This is a genomic window from Enterobacter cloacae complex sp. 394F7, assembly GCF_057320385.1.
The window spans coordinates 75,036-93,640 of record NZ_JBXWCS010000012.1 but is presented as its reverse complement, the minus strand read 5'-3'; the positions used below and the strand labels follow the sequence as shown (position 1 = coordinate 93,640).

The 18,605-nt window shown below is 50.1% G+C and carries 18 protein-coding genes and 2 pseudogenes; 6 read left to right on the top strand and 14 right to left on the bottom strand.

All coding sequences use genetic code 11. The features are described from left to right. Nucleotides 1–6: 6 nt before the first annotated feature. Nucleotides 7–837 carry a MurR/RpiR family transcriptional regulator gene (locus AC2FAK_RS17695; protein ID WP_008502123.1) on the top strand — a complete coding sequence of 277 codons (831 nt, stop codon included), beginning with the start codon at nucleotides 7–9 and terminating at the stop codon, nucleotides 835–837. Between the two features lie 376 nt (nucleotides 838–1,213). Here AC2FAK_RS17695 and AC2FAK_RS17690 read toward each other — a convergent pair whose 3' ends face one another. The 4 genes from AC2FAK_RS17690 to guaB form a co-directional block, all read right to left on the bottom strand. Then, entirely contained in the window at nucleotides 1,214–1,510 is a 297-nt protein-coding gene (locus AC2FAK_RS17690) for a hypothetical protein (RefSeq protein WP_095455422.1), read from the bottom strand. A gap of 13 nt (nucleotides 1,511–1,523) precedes the next feature. Next, on the bottom strand, nucleotides 1,524–1,826 hold the full coding sequence (locus tag AC2FAK_RS17685) for a hypothetical protein (protein WP_095455421.1): 303 nt from the start codon (nucleotides 1,824–1,826) through the stop codon (nucleotides 1,524–1,526). A 135-nt stretch (nucleotides 1,827–1,961) separates the two neighbouring features. After that, nucleotides 1,962–3,539 (bottom strand): glutamine-hydrolyzing GMP synthase, encoded by a 1,578-nt coding sequence (gene guaA / locus AC2FAK_RS17680; protein ID WP_095455420.1) that lies wholly within the window; start codon nucleotides 3,537–3,539, stop codon nucleotides 1,962–1,964. 67 nt (nucleotides 3,540–3,606) lie between these two features. After that, a complete protein-coding gene (gene guaB / locus AC2FAK_RS17675) occupies nucleotides 3,607–5,073 on the bottom strand; it encodes an IMP dehydrogenase (protein WP_013098265.1) in 1,467 nt (488 codons plus the stop codon). A 159-nt stretch (nucleotides 5,074–5,232) separates the two neighbouring features. Between guaB and xseA the strand changes: the two genes are divergently transcribed. Beyond that, on the top strand, nucleotides 5,233–6,606 hold the full coding sequence (gene xseA / locus AC2FAK_RS17670; protein WP_095455419.1) for an exodeoxyribonuclease VII large subunit: 1,374 nt from the start codon (nucleotides 5,233–5,235) through the stop codon (nucleotides 6,604–6,606). Here xseA and AC2FAK_RS17665 read toward each other — a convergent pair whose 3' ends face one another. After that, nucleotides 6,607–7,740, bottom strand: coding sequence for an MFS transporter (locus AC2FAK_RS17665; RefSeq protein WP_095453327.1), 1,134 nt, complete (start codon nucleotides 7,738–7,740; stop codon nucleotides 6,607–6,609). 162 nt (nucleotides 7,741–7,902) lie between these two features. Between AC2FAK_RS17665 and AC2FAK_RS17660 the strand changes: the two genes are divergently transcribed. Then, on the top strand, nucleotides 7,903–8,922 hold the full coding sequence (locus AC2FAK_RS17660) for a M4 family metallopeptidase (RefSeq protein ID WP_023620379.1): 1,020 nt from the start codon (nucleotides 7,903–7,905) through the stop codon (nucleotides 8,920–8,922). Beyond that, the gene (locus tag AC2FAK_RS17655; protein ID WP_020690016.1) at nucleotides 8,923–9,273 is read left to right on the top strand and encodes a protealysin inhibitor emfourin; all 351 of its coding nucleotides are present in this window, start codon (nucleotides 8,923–8,925) and stop codon (nucleotides 9,271–9,273) included. It abuts the gene before it with no gap. On the opposite strand, the gene AC2FAK_RS17650 is transcribed toward AC2FAK_RS17655, so the two are convergent. Both AC2FAK_RS17650 and AC2FAK_RS17645 read right to left on the bottom strand, forming a co-directional pair. After that, nucleotides 9,270–9,491: a zinc ribbon domain-containing protein gene (locus AC2FAK_RS17650; RefSeq protein WP_013098270.1), complete on the bottom strand. Its 222-nt coding sequence runs from the start codon at nucleotides 9,489–9,491 to the stop codon at nucleotides 9,270–9,272. The two genes, AC2FAK_RS17655 and AC2FAK_RS17650, sit on opposite strands and share 4 nt — an antisense overlap. 52 nt (nucleotides 9,492–9,543) lie before the next feature. After that, nucleotides 9,544–11,088 (bottom strand): peptide MFS transporter, encoded by a 1,545-nt coding sequence (locus tag AC2FAK_RS17645; protein WP_058651804.1) that lies wholly within the window; start codon nucleotides 11,086–11,088, stop codon nucleotides 9,544–9,546. Nucleotides 11,089–11,591: 503 nt separating this feature from the next. On the opposite strand from AC2FAK_RS17645, the gene AC2FAK_RS17640 reads away from it, so the two are divergent. Continuing rightward, complete coding sequence (locus AC2FAK_RS17640) at nucleotides 11,592–12,572, top strand: DUF4238 domain-containing protein (protein ID WP_170942761.1); 981 nt, start codon at nucleotides 11,592–11,594, stop codon at nucleotides 12,570–12,572. 177 nt (nucleotides 12,573–12,749) lie between these two features. Here the strand turns inward: AC2FAK_RS17640 and AC2FAK_RS17635 are convergent, their stop codons facing one another. From AC2FAK_RS17635 to AC2FAK_RS17625, 3 genes and pseudogenes are all read right to left on the bottom strand, one after another. Next, nucleotides 12,750–13,649 carry a hypothetical protein gene (locus AC2FAK_RS17635; RefSeq protein WP_095455417.1) on the bottom strand — a complete coding sequence of 300 codons (900 nt, stop codon included), beginning with the start codon at nucleotides 13,647–13,649 and terminating at the stop codon, nucleotides 12,750–12,752. A 102-nt stretch (nucleotides 13,650–13,751) separates the two neighbouring features. Beyond that, nucleotides 13,752–14,344, bottom strand: a pseudogene (locus AC2FAK_RS17630) (tyrosine-type recombinase/integrase); the annotation flags it as partial. Beyond that, nucleotides 14,337–14,525 (bottom strand): host cell division inhibitor Icd-like protein, encoded by a 189-nt coding sequence (locus tag AC2FAK_RS17625; protein ID WP_095455416.1) that lies wholly within the window; start codon nucleotides 14,523–14,525, stop codon nucleotides 14,337–14,339. The pseudogene AC2FAK_RS17630 and the gene AC2FAK_RS17625, both read right to left, overlap by 8 nt. Before the next feature lie 129 nt (nucleotides 14,526–14,654). Between AC2FAK_RS17625 and AC2FAK_RS17620 the strand changes: the two genes are divergently transcribed. Then, nucleotides 14,655–14,834 (top strand): hypothetical protein, encoded by a 180-nt coding sequence (locus tag AC2FAK_RS17620; protein WP_095455415.1) that lies wholly within the window; start codon nucleotides 14,655–14,657, stop codon nucleotides 14,832–14,834. A gap of 337 nt (nucleotides 14,835–15,171) precedes the next feature. Here the strand turns inward: AC2FAK_RS17620 and AC2FAK_RS17615 are convergent, their stop codons facing one another. The 4 genes and pseudogenes from AC2FAK_RS17615 to AC2FAK_RS17600 form a co-directional block, all read right to left on the bottom strand. Continuing rightward, entirely contained in the window at nucleotides 15,172–15,798 is a 627-nt protein-coding gene (locus AC2FAK_RS17615; protein ID WP_095455414.1) for a BRO-N domain-containing protein, read from the bottom strand. A 40-nt stretch (nucleotides 15,799–15,838) separates the two neighbouring features. Then, entirely contained in the window at nucleotides 15,839–16,054 is a 216-nt protein-coding gene (locus AC2FAK_RS17610) for a helix-turn-helix transcriptional regulator (protein ID WP_095455413.1), read from the bottom strand. Nucleotides 16,055–16,696: 642 nt separating this feature from the next. Further along, nucleotides 16,697–17,347 (bottom strand): hypothetical protein, encoded by a 651-nt coding sequence (locus AC2FAK_RS17605; protein ID WP_095455412.1) that lies wholly within the window; start codon nucleotides 17,345–17,347, stop codon nucleotides 16,697–16,699. A 35-nt stretch (nucleotides 17,348–17,382) separates the two neighbouring features. Then, nucleotides 17,383–18,605, bottom strand: a pseudogene (locus tag AC2FAK_RS17600) (tyrosine-type recombinase/integrase).

Genomic DNA, 18,605 nt, shown 5'->3' with positions numbered 1-18,605 from the left:
GATAACATGACGACAGCAACCAGCCTGAACGAACTGCAGCAGCAAATCCGCGATCGCTACGATAGCCTGAGCAAGAGGCTGCAGCAGGTCTCCCGCTATGTACTGGATAATACGAACAGTGTGGCGTTTGATACGGTTGCGGTCATTGCCGAGCGTGCCGATGTGCCGCCCTCGACGCTGATCCGTTTTGCCAATGCCTTTGACTTCACCGGCTTCAACGAGATGAAACAGCTGTTTCGTATGAACCTGGTGGAGGAGACCGCCAGCTACAGCGATCGTGCGCGGCTGTTCCGCGAAATGGAGAGCGAAGCCGTGCCGGAAACGCCGCTCGATATCCTGCAGGAGTTTGCCCGCTCGAACGCGCAGGCGCTGCAGCAGCTGGCCGCCCGCGCCGAACCGGAGATGCTGGAGCGCGCCGTACAGCTTCTGGCCGACGCGGACACCATCTACATCGCCGGACTGCGCCGCTCCTTTAGCGTCGCTGCTTATCTCACCTATGCTTTAAGCCACCTGGAGTGCCGCCCGATTCTGCTCGACGGCATGGGCGGCATGCTGCGCGAGCAGATCAGCCGCATTAAGGCGCGCGACATTGTGGTGTCGATCAGCTTCTCGCCGTACGCGGAAGAGACGGTGATGGTCAGCGAAACCGCCGCCAGCGTCGGCGCGCGGCAGATTGTGATTACGGACAGCCAGATTAGCCCACTGGCGACATTTAGCGATCTCTGCTTTGTGGTGAAAGAGGCGCAGGTGGATGCGTTTCGATCTCAGTCGGCAACGCTGTGCCTGGTGCAGTCGCTGGTGGTGGCGCTGGCGTATAGGTTGGGTGAAGGGAAGTAAGGAAAGGTTATTATGCCATTAGGCCTCATAACTGATTTCTATTCGTCAGGTTGTGATTTTATTCCACGTATTCCTCAAACACAGTCTCACGACGACGCCCTTGCCCTTCATGAGTCCTTATCCTCCATCAGGCTGGACAAGGAGTTAATACCCGAGCGACAGTGCATGCCCTGCACAGACGAAAAGGCCGCTTCGGGCGGCCTTTGAGATTAATGTCAATCCAGGCCATCAACAACTTAACCATCCTTTTGCCGGGTGGCGCTACGCTTACCCGGCCTACTATCATCAATTATATCATTAGATTGCAATATTCAACGTAGGCCCGTGCAAGCGTAGCGCCGCCGGGCAAAACTTCAAAAGCGCACTTTGTCAGCAATCACTTTCTCTTTCTGCTGGATATCCATTCAAAAAATGAAGACATCCCCCCACAAGCTATGGCGAACATTAAACCACCGAAGAAAAGTAATCCCGCATGCCACCATTCCCAGCGCCAGACATCCACTGCGCCAACCATACCAACAATTGATCCAACTAGCGGGATATAACTAATAATGAAAGCAATAGGCACCGCCACTATCCAGTGCAATCCCCACCACGACTCAAGGCCAGCCATTATTGCTGCCAGCTGGAAAAGACCAACAACTATATAAACAATAAATCCGATTGCTTGCATATATTCACCTGTCTTAATTGTCAAACCTTTCGGAAACTATTTCAGATAGAGAGTTTTTATAATCTTTGCCATATCTTTGAATACATATAATATTTAATTGATTATGTAATTTTGTGTATTTATCGAAGCTTATACCCCAGTATACAAGGCCACCACCTAAAATCATGCCTTGCATAATTTGAGTTTCATGCGACCAACCCAAAACATTGACAATGATTATAATTACCCCAACAAGAATTATGTAAATGCCAATAGTTGCATTACGTTTATGCTCATAATAGCTCTTCTCAAGTTCTACAATTTTTTCTATGTCCATATACCCTCACTTTGGCGTGATATCCTGGTTGTGTAGAATAAATAAAATAATTCAATATAAACAAAAACCCTCTGCATTTGCAGAGGGTTTGAGATGATTTTGAAAAGATATGATGTGCTATGAACTAGCTATACATCATTCCCACTCAATCGTAGCCGGTGGCTTACCGCTGATGTCATATACGACACGCGATATGCCATTGACTTCATTGATTATTCTGTTAGACACACGGCCTAAGAAGTCATACGGCAGGTGCGCCCAGTGCGCGGTCATGAAGTCGATGGTTTCCACCGCACGCAGGGAAACAACCCAGTCGTACTTACGGCCATCGCCCATAACGCCGACGGAGCGAACTGGCAGGAACACGGTGAACGCCTGGCTCACTTTGTTATACAGGTCAGCTTTGTGCAGCTCTTCGATGAAGATAGCATCCGCGCGACGCAGCAGGTCGCAGTACTCTTTCTTCACTTCGCCCAGCACACGCACGCCCAGACCCGGACCCGGGAACGGGTGACGGTAGAGCATGTCGTACGGCAGACCCAATTCCAGACCGATCTTACGCACTTCGTCTTTGAACAGCTCACGCAGCGGTTCAACCAGACCCATCTTCATCTCTTTCGGCAGGCCGCCCACGTTGTGGTGAGATTTGATGACGTGTGCTTTACCGGTTGCGGATGCCGCAGACTCGATCACGTCAGGGTAGATTGTGCCCTGTGCCAGCCACTTCACGTCTTCCAGCTTCAGCGCTTCTTCGTCGAACACTTCCACGAAGACGCGGCCGATGATCTTACGTTTGACTTCCGGATCGTTGACACCAGCCAGCGCGTCCAGGAAGCGCTGTTCGCCTTCCACGTGAACGATGTTCAGACCGAAGTGGTCACCAAACATGTCCATGACCTGCTGGGCTTCATTCAGACGCAGCAGACCGTTATCCACGAATACGCAGGTCAGGTTTTTACCGATAGCGCGGTGCAGCAGCATCGCGGTTACGGAGGAGTCAACGCCACCGGACAGGCCGAGAATGACTTTGTCATCGCCAACCTGCTGACGGATACGCTCAACGGCGTCGTCGATGATTTTAGCCGGGGTCCACAGCGCTTCACACTGGCAGATATCGCGCACAAAGCGCTCCAGCATGCGCATACCCTGACGGGTGTGGGTCACTTCCGGGTGGAACTGCACGCCGTAGAAGCGTTTCTCTTCGTTCGCCATAATCGCGAACGGGCAGCTTTCGGTGCTGGCAACGGTCACGAAGTCGGACGGGATAGCGGTCACTTTATCGCCGTGGCTCATCCACACGTCCAGCAGCGGTTTGCCGTCTGCGGTCAGGGAGTCTTCGATACCGCGCACCAGCGCGCTGTCGTTCACCACTTCAACCTGTGCGTAGCCAAACTCACGCTCGTTAGAGCCTTCTACATGGCCGCCCAGCTGCATTGCCATGGTCTGCATACCGTAGCAGACGCCGAATACCGGCACGCCCGCTTCGAACACGTACTGCGGCGCACGCGGGCTGTTCTCTTCGGTGGTGCTTTCCGGGCCGCCGGACAGAATAATGCCGCTTGGATTGAATTCGCGAATCTGTGCTTCCGTGACATCCCACGCCCACAGTTCACAGTAAACGCCCAGTTCACGCACGCGACGCGCCACCAGCTGAGTGTACTGAGAACCAAAGTCCAGGATGAGAATGCGATGTTTATGAATGTTTTCCGTCATTGACGCTAATTCCGAGGCAAGTGAAACAAAAACAGAGCGCCCGGCATGAGCCGGGCGCGGAAACTTATCAGGAGCCCAGACGGTAGTTCGGGGACTCTTTGGTGATCGTCACGTCGTGAACGTGGCTCTCCTGGATACCCGCACCGCTGATGCGTACGAATTCCGCTTTAGTACGCAGCAGGTCAATGGTACCACAGCCGGTCAGACCCATACAGGAGCGCAGGCCGCCCATCTGCTGGTGAATGATCTCTTTCAGACGGCCTTTATAGGCAACGCGGCCTTCGATACCTTCCGGCACCAGTTTGTCAGCAGCGTTATCGGTCTGGAAGTAACGGTCAGAAGAACCTTTAGACATCGCGCCCAGAGAGCCCATACCGCGGTAAGATTTGTAAGAACGGCCCTGGTAAAGTTCGATTTCACCCGGGGATTCTTCAGTCCCTGCCAGCATGGAGCCAACCATCACCGCGGAAGCACCTGCGGCGATCGCTTTAGCGATGTCGCCAGAGAAGCGGATACCGCCGTCTGCGATGACCGGAATACCGGTGCCTTCCAGCGCTTCAACCGCGTCAGAAACCGCAGTGATCTGTGGAACACCTACACCGGTCACGATACGGGTTGTACAGATGGAGCCTGGGCCGATACCCACTTTCACCGCGCTGCAACCTGCATCAGCCAGCGCGCGAGCACCTGCGCCCGTCGCCACGTTACCGCCGATGATCTGCAGATCAGGATATTTCGCACGGGTGTCGCGAATACGTTGCAGAACGCCTTCGGAGTGGCCGTGGGAGGAGTCAATCAGCAGCACGTCAACGCCTGCGGCAACCAGCGCATCAACACGCTCTTCGTTACCGGCACCTGCGCCAACCGCAGCGCCTACGCGCAGACGGCCATGCTCGTCTTTACAGGCGTTAGGTTTACGTTCTGCTTTCTGGAAGTCTTTAACGGTGATCATACCGCGCAGGTGGAAGTTCGCATCCACAACCAGCGCTTTCTCAACGCGTTTTTCGTGCATTTTTGCGAAGACGACATCACGCGCTTCACCTTCACGCACGGTCACCAGACGCTCTTTTGGCGTCATATATACGCTAACCGGCTGGTTCAGGTCGGTCACGAAACGCACGTCACGGCCGGTGATGATACCCACCAGCTCGTTCTCTTCGGTCACCACCGGGTAACCGGCAAAGCCGTTACGTTCGGTCAGGGCTTTCACTTCGTGCAGGGTGGTGGTTGGCAGAACGGTCTGTGGATCGGATACGATGCCGGATTCATGCTTCTTCACGCGGCGAACTTCTTCCGCCTGACGCTCGATAGACATGTTTTTGTGAATAAAGCCAATGCCACCTTCCTGTGCCAGGGCAATAGCCAGGCGCGCTTCAGTCACGGTGTCCATTGCCGCAGAGAGCATAGGAATGTTCAGGCGAATGGTTTTCGTCAACTGCGTGCTGAGATCGGCAGTATTCGGCAGAACGGTGGAATGAGCGGGAACGAGGAGGACGTCGTCAAACGTCAGTGCTTCTTTAGCGATACGTAGCATGGGCAATATCTCTGACCTGGGTGGTTAAATATTGCCGTGGCATTATACAGAGCGTAACCGATTGCATCCACACTTTTTTATAAAAAAACCTTGCACTCCCCTCTCAGCAGGTTACTATCGACTGAATAACTTGCTGATTTAGAATTTGATCCCGCTCACATGTTATCCTCTCAATCCCCCTCAATTTATACTGTCAGCCGCCTGAATCAGACGGTGCGTTTGCTGCTTGAGCAGGAAATGGGGCAGGTCTGGATCAGCGGTGAGATCTCTAACTTCACGCAGCCCGCTTCCGGCCACTGGTACTTTACTTTAAAAGACGACACCGCCCAGGTGCGTTGCGCCATGTTCCGCAACAGCAACCGCCGCGTGACGTTTCGTCCTCAGCATGGCCAGCAGGTGTTGGTGCGCGCCAATATCACATTGTATGAACCGCGCGGCGACTACCAGATTATCGTCGAGAGCATGCAACCTGCGGGCGAAGGCTTACTCCAGCAGAAGTATGAACAGCTTAAGGCTGCGCTTTCGCAAGAGGGGTTATTCGACCAGCAGTATAAAAAGCTCCTGCCCTCACCAGCCCACTGCGTTGGGGTAATCACCTCGAAAACCGGTGCCGCGCTGCACGATATTTTGCACGTCCTCAAGCGTCGCGATCCTTCCCTGCCCGTTATCATCTACCCGACCGCTGTTCAGGGTGACGATGCACCAGACCAGATTGTGCGTGCCATTGAGCTGGCGAACGCGCGTCAGGAGTGCGACGTATTAATCGTTGGGCGTGGCGGCGGCTCGCTGGAAGATTTGTGGAGCTTCAACGACGAGCGCGTGGCACGGGCGATTTTTGCGAGCGCTATTCCCATCGTGAGTGCGGTCGGGCATGAAACGGATGTGACGATAGCCGATTTCGTTGCGGATTTACGCGCGCCTACGCCGTCTGCTGCGGCAGAAGTGGTGAGCCGCAATCAGCTGGAGCTGCTGCGTCAGATCCAGAACGGCCAGCAGCGCCTGGAGATGGCGATGGACTACTTCCTCGCTAACCGTACCCGCCGCTTTACCCAGCTTCATCACCGCCTGCAGCAGCAGCATCCACAGCTTCGCCTTGCGCGTCAGCAAACCGTGCTGGAGCGTCTGCGCCAGCGGATGAACTTCGCGCTGGATAATCAGCTCAAGCGCGCGATGTCGCGTCAGCAGCGCGTGACGCAGCGCCTGAATCAGCAAAACCCGCAGCCGAAAATTTACCGCGCACAAACGCGCATTCAGCAGCTGGAGTATCGTCTGGCAGAAACTGTCCGGGCACGACTTAGCACCACCCGCGAACGCTTTGGCAATGCGGTGACCCATCTTGAAGCGGTTAGCCCACTTTCTACCCTGGCACGCGGCTATAGCGTTACCACCGCCACTGACGGCAAAGTGCTGAAGCAAACCAAACAGGTGAAAGCCGGAGACGTGCTGACCACCCGTCTGTCGGACGGCTGGGTGGAAAGCGAAGTGAAAGGCGTGATGCCGGTAAAAAAACCTCGCGCCCGTAAAAAGGCGTAATCAGCGATGACTCTCTGGCGTGACGGCTAGCATCAGCCAGGACATGCCTGAAAAAATCGCCAGCGCAGCCACTGCGCTCGTTAACCCCAGAAGCAGGCCAAAAAGGATAGCCCCCACAACCTGCCCACCTGCCAGCATAAGAAAGGCCAGGCTGACTCCAGCCGCAGGTGAAGGATGTGCGATCTCTGCCCCCTTCACCAGCAATACCCCGGACAAAATCACATACCCCGCGCCGCTCATGGCCACTGCCGGAATAAGCCACCAGGAGAAACCGTGGCTTATTGTCAGAACCGCCAGAGAAAAGGCCATGAAGATCTGGGATAAACGATAGACCCCCCGCATGCCGATACGCCTTGCCATACTTCCGGTAAATATGGCAATAATCCCCGCCCCGCCGCTTATCAGCCAGAGAATATTGGTCGCTGCGCTATCCAGCTCCGTGTGACGCATAAGTATCTCCGGGCCAAAGCTCCACCATGCGGCGCTGGCCATACCACTGATAAAGGCAATCCCCAGCAGCCGAAACATGCCGGGTTTGCGTACGATAGATAGCACATTTGGCGTTGACTCACGGGATTTCGCCGCAGATGACGGCAGATACCGCCACAAAGCCGGCAGGCACAGCAGCGCCATAATGGCGAACACAACACAGGCTGCCCGCCAGCCCCCGGGCATGAAAAACAGAACGGGCACCGAGAGAATGATCCCACCGCTCGTTCCGGCATTGATGGTGGTATTCACATGGAGCTGACGGTCGGAGGCGATCCTGTCATTAACCGCCCCGGCAAGGGCCGGTGAGGCCAGGCCCGAGCTCAGCCCGGCAATAAATAAACCTGTCGCCAGCATCGTTGAATGTGCCGAAGTCGCGAGAATGAACAACCCCGCGGCAGCGGCGATGGCCGCCAGCAAGGCGGGCAAACGAGGCCCAACGCGCGCAATAAGGTATGAGGCCATAAATATCGACATGCAATACGCCGCATAACTACAGGAGGCTATAAACCCCGCCACCTGCGGGGTGAAAGGGATAGCCTGGCGGATATCAGGCAGCATCAGGCCCCACGAAAACCTTGCCATACCATAGGTCACCGCGATGATTGAAAACCCGGTTATGCTCAGCGAAGTCTGCCTGTTCATTACGCTCCTCTTAGTTAATGCCGTTTAAAAAACCTAAACGGTGGTGAAGCGTTGCGCCAGTTTTTAAGGAGACGAATTGTCCGACTTACAACCAGCACCGGTTTAATGTTTTACACTTAAGAAGATTCTTTTTTCGGCATTGCCAGAAAACAGGAGAGTTGCATGACCCGAATTCACAGCGTGATCCCCCCCTATATTCTTCGTCGTATTATCGAAAGCGGTTCAGAGCCGCAGCAGCGCTGCGCCCGCCAGACTTTAACCCATGTCCAGACGCTGATGGCCCACATGCCCGGTAAACCTGCCGCGCCGCACGTGAGCAAAGCCGGACAGCTGGAGCGTGATATCTACGATGCGAAACAGACCCAGGAGCTGCCAGGCACGCAGGTGCGCTATGAAGGCCAGCCGTCCAATGGGGATGTAGCCGTCGATGAAGCCTATGACTATTTAGGCATCACTCACGATTTCTTCTGGAAAGAATACCAGCGTGACTCGCTCGATAATAAAGGGCTGATCCTCACCGGCACCGTACATTATGGCCGGGAATACCAGAACGCCTTCTGGAACGGTCAGCAGATGGTCTTTGGCGATGGCGACGGGGAAATATTTAACCGTTTTACCATTGCCATCGACGTTGTGGCGCACGAACTCAGCCATGGCGTTACCGAGACCGAAGCCGGGCTGATCTATTTTGAACAATCGGGTGCGCTGAATGAGTCCCTGTCGGACGTGTTTGGCTCGCTGGTTAAACAGTATCACCTGAAGCAAACCGCCGACCAGGCCGACTGGCTGATTGGCGAAGGACTGCTGGCGAAAGGGATTAACGGCAAAGGGCTGCGCTCCATGTCGGAGCCGGGCACCGCCTATGACGATCCTCTGCTCGGTAAAGATCCGCAACCGGCGCACATGAAGGATTTCATCAAAACGCGTGAAGATAACGGCGGCGTCCACCTGAACTCCGGCATTCCCAACCGGGCGTTTTATCTGGCCGCAACGGCAATCGGCGGCTATGCCTGGGAAAAAGCGGGTTATGCCTGGTACGACACAGTTTGCGATCGCAATCTGCCACAAGATGCAGATTTTGATGCCTTCGCAAAACTGACGATAGCCCACGGCGAAAAGCGCTCGGGCAGCGACGTTGGGGCGGCGATAAGACAAGCCTGGGAACAGGTGGGAGTGCTGTAAATGCAGGTTCCGGAACTGACGGATGACGCCGTGGTTGAGCTGGCCCGGGAAGGCGGCGTCGCTTTTATTCCCAAGCTGAGTGGCCAGCGCACCATCACGCTCTCATCTCTCAATGAGGCGCAGCGTCAGCGCGTGGTGAGTATTCTGGAGCAGGCCATTCCGCGTGGGCAACCGCCTGGTCAGACGTCGTCACCAGGCAGCGGTGACCAGCGTTATTTTCGTATCCAGATCTTCTGGACCCGGCACAATGAAGCGCAGTATACCGATATTATTGTGCTGGTACCGGAGCAGGAAGCGCCCGAATCGCTGGTTGAACTCTGGCAGAAAGGCGAAGGCTGCGTGTGTGATTAAGCCCCGGCAGGGACGAACTCCACGCGTTTTTTAGAGATCAGGCCGTGGCCGTTCTGGCAGAAATAGTCCACCGCACCACAGGCCTTTAATACCTGGAGTGGCTGATGGCACTCCGGGCAGCGAGCTTCGAGCGCAATATCTTTGTGACAGTGTTCGCAGTAAGCCACGCCGTTTTGCGGCTCCAGCTCGGCATGGCAGGTTGGACAGGCGATCGACATAGTAACTCCTTAAGCAGGTTGCCGGGGCGAAGCGTTCGCCCCGGCAGATCGATTATACCGCCTCTGTGGCAGGTTTCGTCCGGGCATTTTCCAGCATGCGACGAACCGGCACAATGAGAACGATCAGTACCGCAGCACAAATCAGCAGCGCGATGGAGCAACGCGCGAAGAGATCCGGCAACATATCCAGCTGGTCTGCCTTCACGTGGCCGCCAATCAGACCGGCAGCCAGGTTACCCAACGCACTTGCGCAGAACCACAGCCCCATCATCTGACCGCGCATTCTTTCTGGTGCCAGCAGGGTCATGGTAGCCAGACCAATCGGGCTCAGACACAGCTCACCCAGCGTCAGCATCAAAATACTGCCTACCAGCCAGAACGGCGAAACGCCTGCCCCGCCGTTGCTCAGCACATTCTGCGCCGCCAGCATCATCAGGCCAAAGCCCGCCGCCGCACAGAGAATACCAATAACAAACTTGGTGATACTGCTCGGGCGAATGTTCATGGTGGCAAGCTTCGGCCACGCCCAGCTGAATACCGGCGCCAGCAGAATGATGAACAGGGCGTTGATCGACTGGAACCATACGGCCGGAATTTCGAAATCTCCGATCATGCGATTGGTGTAGTCGTTGGCAAACAGGTTAAAGGAAGTCGGTTTCTGTTCAAACGCGGACCAGAAGAACGCAGCGGAAACCAGCAGGATAAAGCAGACCAGCAGTCTGGCGCGCTCTTTACGGGTCAGACCCGCGAAGATGAACAGATAAATAAAGTAGAGCGCAACGGATGCCGCAATCACATAGACCAGCATACTGGCCACCGCGACCGGGTTAATCACAATGACCCCCTGGGCGATCAGCGTGACGAGAATCGCCACCCCTACCGCCAGCGCCAGCAGCCACGCGCCCACGCCGTTGCGTTTGACCACCGGGCTGTTCCAGGTGGAATCGAGGCCCACTTCGCTGTCGTAGCGCTTCATGGACGGGACAGCAAACACGCGGAAGATAATCAGCGCCACCAGCATCCCGATGCCACCAATACCAAAGCCCCAGTGCCAGCCGTGGGTTTTAATCAACCAGCCGGAAATCAGCGGCGCAATGAACGAGCCCATGTTGATGCCCATATAGAACAGCGAGAATCCGCCGTCACGACGCGCATCGCCTTTTTTATACAGGGTGCCGACCATCACAGAGATACAGGTCTTGAACAGGCCCGATCCCAGCACAATAAACATCAGGCCGATAAAGAACAGGTTGTTCCCCATCACCGCCGAGAGCGCAATCGACAGGTGGCCGAGCGCAATCAGAATCGAACCGTACCACACGGCTCGCTGCTGGCCGAGCCAGTTATCGGCCAGCCATCCACCCGGCAGCGCGGCCAGGTACATGGTACCGGCGAAGATACCGACAATCGCCGAGGCGTTTTCACGCGCCAGCCCCATGCCGCCGTCATAGACAGTGGCGGCCATAAAGAGGATCAGTAACGGACGAATGCCGTAAAACGAGAAACGCTCCCACATCTCGGTAAAGAACAGCGAACCGAGCGGATAAGGATGGCCGAAGAACGTTCGGCTTTCTTTTTGATTAACAGAGGATTGCATAATTCTCCCAAAAGGTATGTCGTTGTGCTGAAAGCACCGCGCGTACGCCGGCCAGTTACGTATCTGACCGATTTTTTACATGCGGCGAAAAATGAGTTAACCATTTGATAACCAGGCGCTAGTTTTGTCTAGTACCAGACCCTGGACTTTAAGATGAAAATTCGACGATTGTCTACTTTCTTAGATTTAAACATGGTTAAAAGCGAATAGTGATTGACTTCACACAAGGAAGGCAGGCGTTTTGTATGGGCGAAAAAAAACCCGCGACAGGCGCGGGTTTTTGTAAGATCGCAAAGCTTATTTGCTTTTCTTAATGTGAAAGCCCATTACCTTATTAACCATCTGTTATTTAAATAGCATTTACATTTAACGTCTGGTGTGTGTACACCCTTGGGTACAACGGAAATGACCATTGTTAACTATTAGGGGTCTAGTTGACTGATGACACTAAGTGTAAGATTGCATTAAAAATGCTCACTTTCTTTGCTAATGAAGGGAATCCAATGAAAATTTTTGAGAAAAAAACCAAACACCACTATGTATGGGCTCATTACCTTCGAGACTGGACCATTGATGGTACTAACATTTGGTACATAACAAAGAAATCTAATATCGCCTGCGATAGTGTGAGAGGTCTCGGCTTCGAGAAAAACTTCTACAAAATGGGTGAGCTTCAAGAAAGTGACAAAGAATTAATCAACCTGATGGTAAGCAAATCAAATGATGTTTTAAGGAAAATTCACTTGGACTTTGTAAATATGATATTTGAAGGACAAAAGATCATATCACTCTTAGCACCGAGAGTTAAAGACAAGCTTGGTCTAAACTTAGAGGAAATTATGCAATGCAACCTCTTTGAAAATTACTTATCTCAATTGGAATCAAGAGCCGTAGAGATCCTAAGTGAGTTAAAGAAAGATAACCTTTCTTATTTGGAAGACAAAGAAACATATTATGACTTCTGCTATTTCTTAGGGTATCAGTTTTCTAGAACATTGAAAATGAAGAAATTATTCATACTTGCCTTAGATAAAACTCCCGGCAAACCACAGGTACTAGAGCGTTTGAAAGATTTTTATAATAGAAATTGGTGGTTTATGTGTTCATTTATGGGCACAAACCTTTCTTATGATATGTCATTGAATACTAACCGAAAAACAATTCTACTGGAAAACATTTCAACTATTGACTTCATCACATCTGACCAGCCAGTAATAAATTTACATCCAGATGGAAGTGAAGGTAAATCAATTGACTATTACTATCCACTTTCTAGTCGCAAAGCCCTTTTAATACTAACTAGTAACGAAAAATATTTTTCTAGCCATCAACTAAACAATGATAACGTTCATATGCTTAATTGTAAGATAGCAAATGCCTCATGCAAAACGATATTTGGCAAAAATAAAGAGCTGATCAAGATGTATTTAAATGAATTTAATCAACGAAAATACTTAGAGTTTTCAGGAAATAAGATAGACTAAACACTCTATCCTTTATGAAGGAACGGCAACAACCATGCTACGCATGAACCAAAACCCCACTGAAATGGTTCTGTTCATACCGAATGTCAGATTGTTTAAAACTGTTCCACATCTTTAACATCAAGTAGAACTCACTACGAGTTACGGTTTTTTTAATATTTGTTAGTAAGCAATTTTTTAAGATTTCGGCGTTACGATCACCACTGAAGAATCGATGTACTTGGCTTTAACCTTTTGTTCATCGAACTTCATCATTTTACCTAGTGTATCAAGATTAACTTCATTGCATCTTGTTATAGACTGTTTGTAAAACTCCGTGTCGTTCTGATAGCATTTAATATGAACATAACCTTTTAGATATTTTTTCCTCAGCAAGTATACAGCATATGAAGGAAAATTATTATTAAAGTCATCTATAGTGATTATTAAATCATCAACTTGCCTAATTAAACACTCTGTAATGTCTATATATTTCATTAGCAAAACATTATCTAAAGTTTCAATCACATCTTTTATTATTATTTGCCCTGTATCATCAGAATTATTTACTAATGTATGCAATTGAGGCTTAACAGCTTCATCTAGTTTATTTCTGATTGCTAGCAAATCGATGATCATATTGTAATTAGCATAAGTCGCTAGAAAAGATCTTATTTGCAACCATGGTTTATCATCTGCCTCAGACTCTGCATCAAGTAAAAGCTGCGCTAACTCACTCAAATTCAAAGATACATTTTCCATACGCAAAGGTATAAAAGGAAAACTTACTGCACGCTGCACTGGATGGGTTTTAATTCTTCTAAAATAATTCTGCTTAAGAGTAATTAGATTGGCATGCATGCCTTGCATCTGAAGTATTATCGCATTGAAGGTTGCAGCTTTATTTCTTTCATTTCTGAACAACTCTTGATAATGATAACCCTTTATAGCAATGAGATAGGCTGTCGCGGCAGAAAGAAAGACAACAAAAATAGGCATGAAATAGTCTTTGAAAATATTCACATTACTAGCTGTAGCAACAACATCTGATAGATGATTCAAAGCAATTACGATAGAAAATGGGTCTAATGACTTCATAGTGATTTCCTGCATGCGCTCTAAAGATTAATGGTGAAGTCTGCTGAAACGAAAATAGGTGCCCATCATATCAATTTTTCAAACAAAAATAGACACTATGAAGCAACGGTTATTTTCAATCTGGCTGCGGGAAAATACCAGGTCGACACCGATAAGATTGCGCTCCATACGTTCGCGCAGTCGTTTGATGATGCCCGGCGGCAGCTGTTTGGTGTCGTGCTTCACTTCAGCCTTTGCCACCAGCTCAAACACGATCGCCTGTTCTTCTTCCGTCATGCCGGCGGCCAGTTCGTCGCAGCTCACGCTATCCCAGTGCATGTACCCAATGTGATCGCCAGCAAGCCGGCAGCGTCCTTGCGCTGCTGGCGAACAATCTCGATCCCCTTCAGGGTAGCTCTGGCTTCCGCTGCTTTGGTCTGCTTCGCTACGATGATTGTTGCAATGCCGGTTTCCCAGTTGATGCAGGAGTAACGGAAGTTGCACACGTCGCTGGTACGCCAGCCGGTAACGGTCGCAATATCCCACCAGAGTAAAACCCAGTCCGGCTGAGTCTGCTGGATGCGTTCACGCAGTTTGCGCTGCTCTTCCCGTTCGTAAACGGGGGTCATGGTGCGGGTGCCTTTCGTGGTAGTTGCTTTTACCACGTTGCCGCGCAGCTCGCGTGCTTTTGCTGTCAGGGTCTGGAGGTTAAACATGCTGTACCTCCTCAAGACGAAAACGACACGCCAGAATACAGACACATCCTGCAGGCGTTTTTTCGCGTGCTTCGCGTTCAGTGGAAGCAGTAACGTTAACGATCTGATTTGTGAATTCACCCACGGTGAGAAAACGCCATGTAAATTCAGGGCGTGTTTGGGTAGACTTAGTGTAAGCCATAATGTTAGTCCCTCTAACGTTGTGGTCAGACGCCCTGAAAGTGTTCCCGCACTTCGGGGCGTTGTTTTTTTTAACTTCTGTGTGTAATGTGTCATCACACATAAACACATTACATCGGGTGTAATTAACGTGTCAACACACAAAAACGAGAGACGTGGTAATCCTCCATTCCAATTTCGGCTGGATCCAGAACTGCGAGAAATGATGGAACGGGCGCAACAGCAGGATGGTGATGAGTCGCTAGCCGCGTGGCTGAAGAGGATCGTTCGCAAAGAACTCCAACAGCGTGGAATTGCCCCTAAAGAGTAAATAATGAAAAAAATCCTGCTTGGTCTTCTCGTCTTATTAATAGCAGTATTCGCACTCAAATCATGCCTCAGCAGTGAGAGCGCTTGCGGAAGTAACGAAAAAGACGTGCTGAAGCAAAGTTGCGAAAAATTACTAAACAAAAATTGATTATCGCAGGGGGCGACGGAGAGATCCTCGCCCTTGCTACGGGGAATAATTAATTGGCTGCTTTCGCTGCGAGCGAAGCCCTGCCCCAGACGGGCATAATTGTTCTTCATGGCATTAACCTTTTTGAATTGTTTAGTGAGCTGTCGCGACAAACTTATTTTGAGTGCTCTACATCGCAAGAGCACGCAAGTTATTCATGAACCCGATTGTTGTTTCCATCCGTAGCTGGGCGAACCTCAGTGAACGGCTCGTGAACATCTTCACCTAACAGCTCAGGCTGATACTTACGCCATAGTTGAATCTCCTCGCGCTCAAGAGCCTCTTTAGCACCCTTACATTGCTGCAACTTATAACCGCGTTTACTGGCCTCCTGCTGATAGGCTGCCATACGCCGGCTAAAATCGTTCAGGAACACGAACGGCACGCCATAAGAGCCAGTTTTGCGGATTGAGGGAATCACCTCGCGAAATACCCAATTACTGAAACGATGGGCGAATGTGCCTGCCGTAGTAGCTTTGCGGCTACAGGCGATCAGTTTGTAGAAACCAGATTCAGAGACAGCACTATGATTTGGGTTTCCACGAATACCGTAAGTTAAAGTTACGGTATTTCTCTCGTCATCATCCAGAGCCTGCAACGCCATACGCGAATTGGATAATTCCAGCGCCGCGCAAACATCCTTTGCAACGAACCACGGTTCACCATTGAGCTTAACAATGCGAACTTTTAGCCCCTCAAAATTGATAACGGAAATATCATCACTACAGTTTTCAGGGTGAGGGAAGCCCTGACCATTAAGGCCATTATTTGATTTCATACTTTTCCTCGAATCTAATTTACAGAAGTGAAGATCTGACTCAGTTAGCTTTGCGCCGCTCTTCTAGCCAGCGATTAATCTCCAGCGCATCAAAAGCAGTCACGTTGTCACTCAACTTGAGGGGACGTGGCAAGATTCCATTTTTGACCCAACGATCAATTGTGGGCATGGATACCCCAAGCAACGCAGGCATACGGAAACGACGGATGTAACCTTCAGTAGGAATAGCTGAGTAAACTTCCTGTTTTTCCAACATTTTTATGCTCCTGTGATAGCTGGTTAGGTTAGATGAAGTTTAATGATTCCTTACGCAGCATTTCCAGCATAAATAGATTCTTTTGAAAGAAATTATGTTTCTTTTGAAAAAATCAATATCTTTTGAAAAAAAAGGTGACCTCCGGAAATATCACTCTTATAAAACAGGACATTACACGTCAAACGAACATGATGAGTTATCAACGCTTTACATCTTTTTGTAGGTCTAGGTATCTCTAGGTATCATTTGGTATGTATGCTCATCACATGTAACTCAATGGGTTACATTGGCTGTTAATGACTGTTATTGGCCGTTAATGCCCAGTTATGACTTGCAGTGAGGTTATATGAGAAGACTTAACGTACCAATGCATAACGTCGTATCACTCAACATCATTCAACGTCATCCAACAATATTCAATAGCCCACAACATCATAAAACTGCGTAAAAGTGCTCTAAGTAATACAGGGGGCTAACCATGACATAAAAGGGTAAGTGGATATCAAGGAGGAGATCAGGAAATGAATTAGATTTTTTTGATGCGGAACAGCTAAGTAAAGCGGATAAATATTGAGTAATAAAAACCGATAAGATGCCCATTTCGTCTTCGTGCAAATACGCAACGGGCACTCAAACTAAACTCTATTCTGCAGCATACATCGCTAATAGCGCCTGTTTTGCCTTTGCTGCAAATGCTGCTCGGCTTATGCCTTTCGTTGATAAACCTTCAGATTCTAACAATTCCAATACGTCACTATAAATAGCGCTTATATTTGGCTTTCCCGAGTTAAGATATGAGGATGCCCCGGACTTTTTAACTAAGAGATGAATGAGAACCCCCATCATCTTCATCGTTCCTTCCTGTTCATCTTGTTTACGGTGCTGGCCACGTCCACTTCTGTTTGTTTCTTTTATGTAATTAATAAGCTGCAGCCCACCTAAATTACGAGCCTTCTCCTCCCATCCTTTAGTGCCGCGCAAATCATCAATAGCTTCTTTAACTTTTTGAGCGATTACTTCGGGTGTACTTTCTTCAACGAACGGGAAAGCAGCTAAAAAAATGTCTAAGGCGTTACAAGCTTCATCTGTAGTTATTTTTTTATCCCTGTGAACTTTTAGCGCCCTCGCAATTGATTTGCGAGTAAGATCAACATAGTCAGAGTGCTCAGGGGGTACATCACTGAGACGCATTAGTGGATTCAAACCGGCGAGTGCCAATGCCATTTCCTGTGGCGTGATGGATACAGAAGCACATAACCTCTCAATTGGTGATTTCCTCAAGATGTCTTTCATGCTTTACTCCCTTTCACTTTAGATGTCATAACTCCTCAGTTATCCCCTCTTTCCAACGTCACCATTAATTCGGCCCAACACGATAATGCAGCTTTTCTCTCTTCGAAGTACTGGTGCCGGTTATAGATACCTTCAACGCCGGGGATTTTATGGTTTAAGCAACGCTCGGCTATCAAAGGAGCAATGCCTAACGCCGCCATTTGAGTGCGCATAGTACGGCGCAAGTCATGAATACTGAACGGCTCGATTCCATGCATTTCCCTCAACACAGACGGCATGACCATATTGAGAGTTGCTCGGCTAATGTGAATTCTGCTACTGGCTCTCCTGCCGGGTATAAACCAACGGCTGTTTCCAGCAAAAAGTCTTATTTCTTTTATCCACTCGATCACCGACTGCGCCAATGGTATATCAATGTCATCGCCATTCTTTGCTCTTGAGCCGGGAAGATGCCAGACGCCCTTCTCAAGATCGAACTCAGTCCATTCAGCAGCACATAACTCCATTTTGCGCACACCCAGCGCCAAAATAAGTTTAAAAACTAGCTCATTTTCCCTGCTGATTCCTTGCCCACTACGCAGCGCTTTAAAGAACATTACTAGCTCATCACGACTCAATGCCCGCTTTCTTCCCTTCTCCTTTCCCCCAGCATCTTTTGAGCCGAATGATATAGCAGGATTAACATCAATCATGCCTCGAACGACCGCGAAGTCAAACAGGCGTTTGAGCATACGGAGAACGTCATTAGCGACTGTGGGCGACCCACGCTTAAGAACGTCTTGAAGAACACTATCAACGTGGCGGGGCGAACTTCCTCGACCTTCATTTTTCCAATTCAGGCCACAATATTCTTTTGCAGGCTAGCGAGGAAAAGCTCTGGATGCTTGTACGTAGGCTCGATCTGACGAGAGTAATACTCCGCTGCAAGTTCAGAAACGTGGATAGCGTTCTTTTCAGCTTCAATTTTCGCTATCGCTTCAGCCTTGCGTTGTTGCTTCTCTGCAGCCACGTCATGCCCAAGAGCAACACGGGCTGCAAGTTCCTTAGCAATCTCCCTTGCTTTAGCAAGCGAGATAACAGAATAAGAACCAATCATTAAGGTCCGGGGCTTGCCGGCAAGTTTGTATCGAAAACGCCAGAATGGAGTTTTGTCTTCTTTGCGAAAGCGGAGATAAAGTCCTTCGCCATCGGACCTACCCTCGAATCGTTCGCCACTCTTGATCCACGCTCGGATCTGCATATCGGTAAGTTTTGGCAT

Coding starts and splice junctions, on each gene's coding strand:
- AC2FAK_RS17605 (WP_095455412.1), bottom strand. CDS start 17,347: ATGAAAGACATCTTGAGGAAATCACCAATTGAGAGGTTATGTGCTTCT.
- guaB (WP_013098265.1), bottom strand. CDS start 5,073: ATGCTACGTATCGCTAAAGAAGCACTGACGTTTGACGACGTCCTCCTC.
- AC2FAK_RS17665 (WP_095453327.1), bottom strand. CDS start 7,740: ATGAACAGGCAGACTTCGCTGAGCATAACCGGGTTTTCAATCATCGCG.
- AC2FAK_RS17690 (WP_095455422.1), bottom strand. CDS start 1,510: ATGCAAGCAATCGGATTTATTGTTTATATAGTTGTTGGTCTTTTCCAG.
- AC2FAK_RS17615 (WP_095455414.1), bottom strand. CDS start 15,798: ATGAAATCAAATAATGGCCTTAATGGTCAGGGCTTCCCTCACCCTGAA.
- AC2FAK_RS17685 (WP_095455421.1), bottom strand. CDS start 1,826: ATGGACATAGAAAAAATTGTAGAACTTGAGAAGAGCTATTATGAGCAT.
- guaA (WP_095455420.1), bottom strand. CDS start 3,539: ATGACGGAAAACATTCATAAACATCGCATTCTCATCCTGGACTTTGGT.
- AC2FAK_RS17695 (WP_008502123.1), top strand. CDS start 7: ATGACGACAGCAACCAGCCTGAACGAACTGCAGCAGCAAATCCGCGAT.
- AC2FAK_RS17640 (WP_170942761.1), top strand. CDS start 11,592: ATGAAAATTTTTGAGAAAAAAACCAAACACCACTATGTATGGGCTCAT.
- AC2FAK_RS17635 (WP_095455417.1), bottom strand. CDS start 13,649: ATGAAGTCATTAGACCCATTTTCTATCGTAATTGCTTTGAATCATCTA.
- AC2FAK_RS17645 (WP_058651804.1), bottom strand. CDS start 11,088: ATGCAATCCTCTGTTAATCAAAAAGAAAGCCGAACGTTCTTCGGCCAT.
- AC2FAK_RS17610 (WP_095455413.1), bottom strand. CDS start 16,054: ATGTTGGAAAAACAGGAAGTTTACTCAGCTATTCCTACTGAAGGTTAC.
- AC2FAK_RS17660 (WP_023620379.1), top strand. CDS start 7,903: ATGACCCGAATTCACAGCGTGATCCCCCCCTATATTCTTCGTCGTATT.
- AC2FAK_RS17655 (WP_020690016.1), top strand. CDS start 8,923: ATGCAGGTTCCGGAACTGACGGATGACGCCGTGGTTGAGCTGGCCCGG.
- xseA (WP_095455419.1), top strand. CDS start 5,233: ATGTTATCCTCTCAATCCCCCTCAATTTATACTGTCAGCCGCCTGAAT.
- AC2FAK_RS17650 (WP_013098270.1), bottom strand. CDS start 9,491: ATGTCGATCGCCTGTCCAACCTGCCATGCCGAGCTGGAGCCGCAAAAC.
- AC2FAK_RS17625 (WP_095455416.1), bottom strand. CDS start 14,525: ATGGCTTACACTAAGTCTACCCAAACACGCCCTGAATTTACATGGCGT.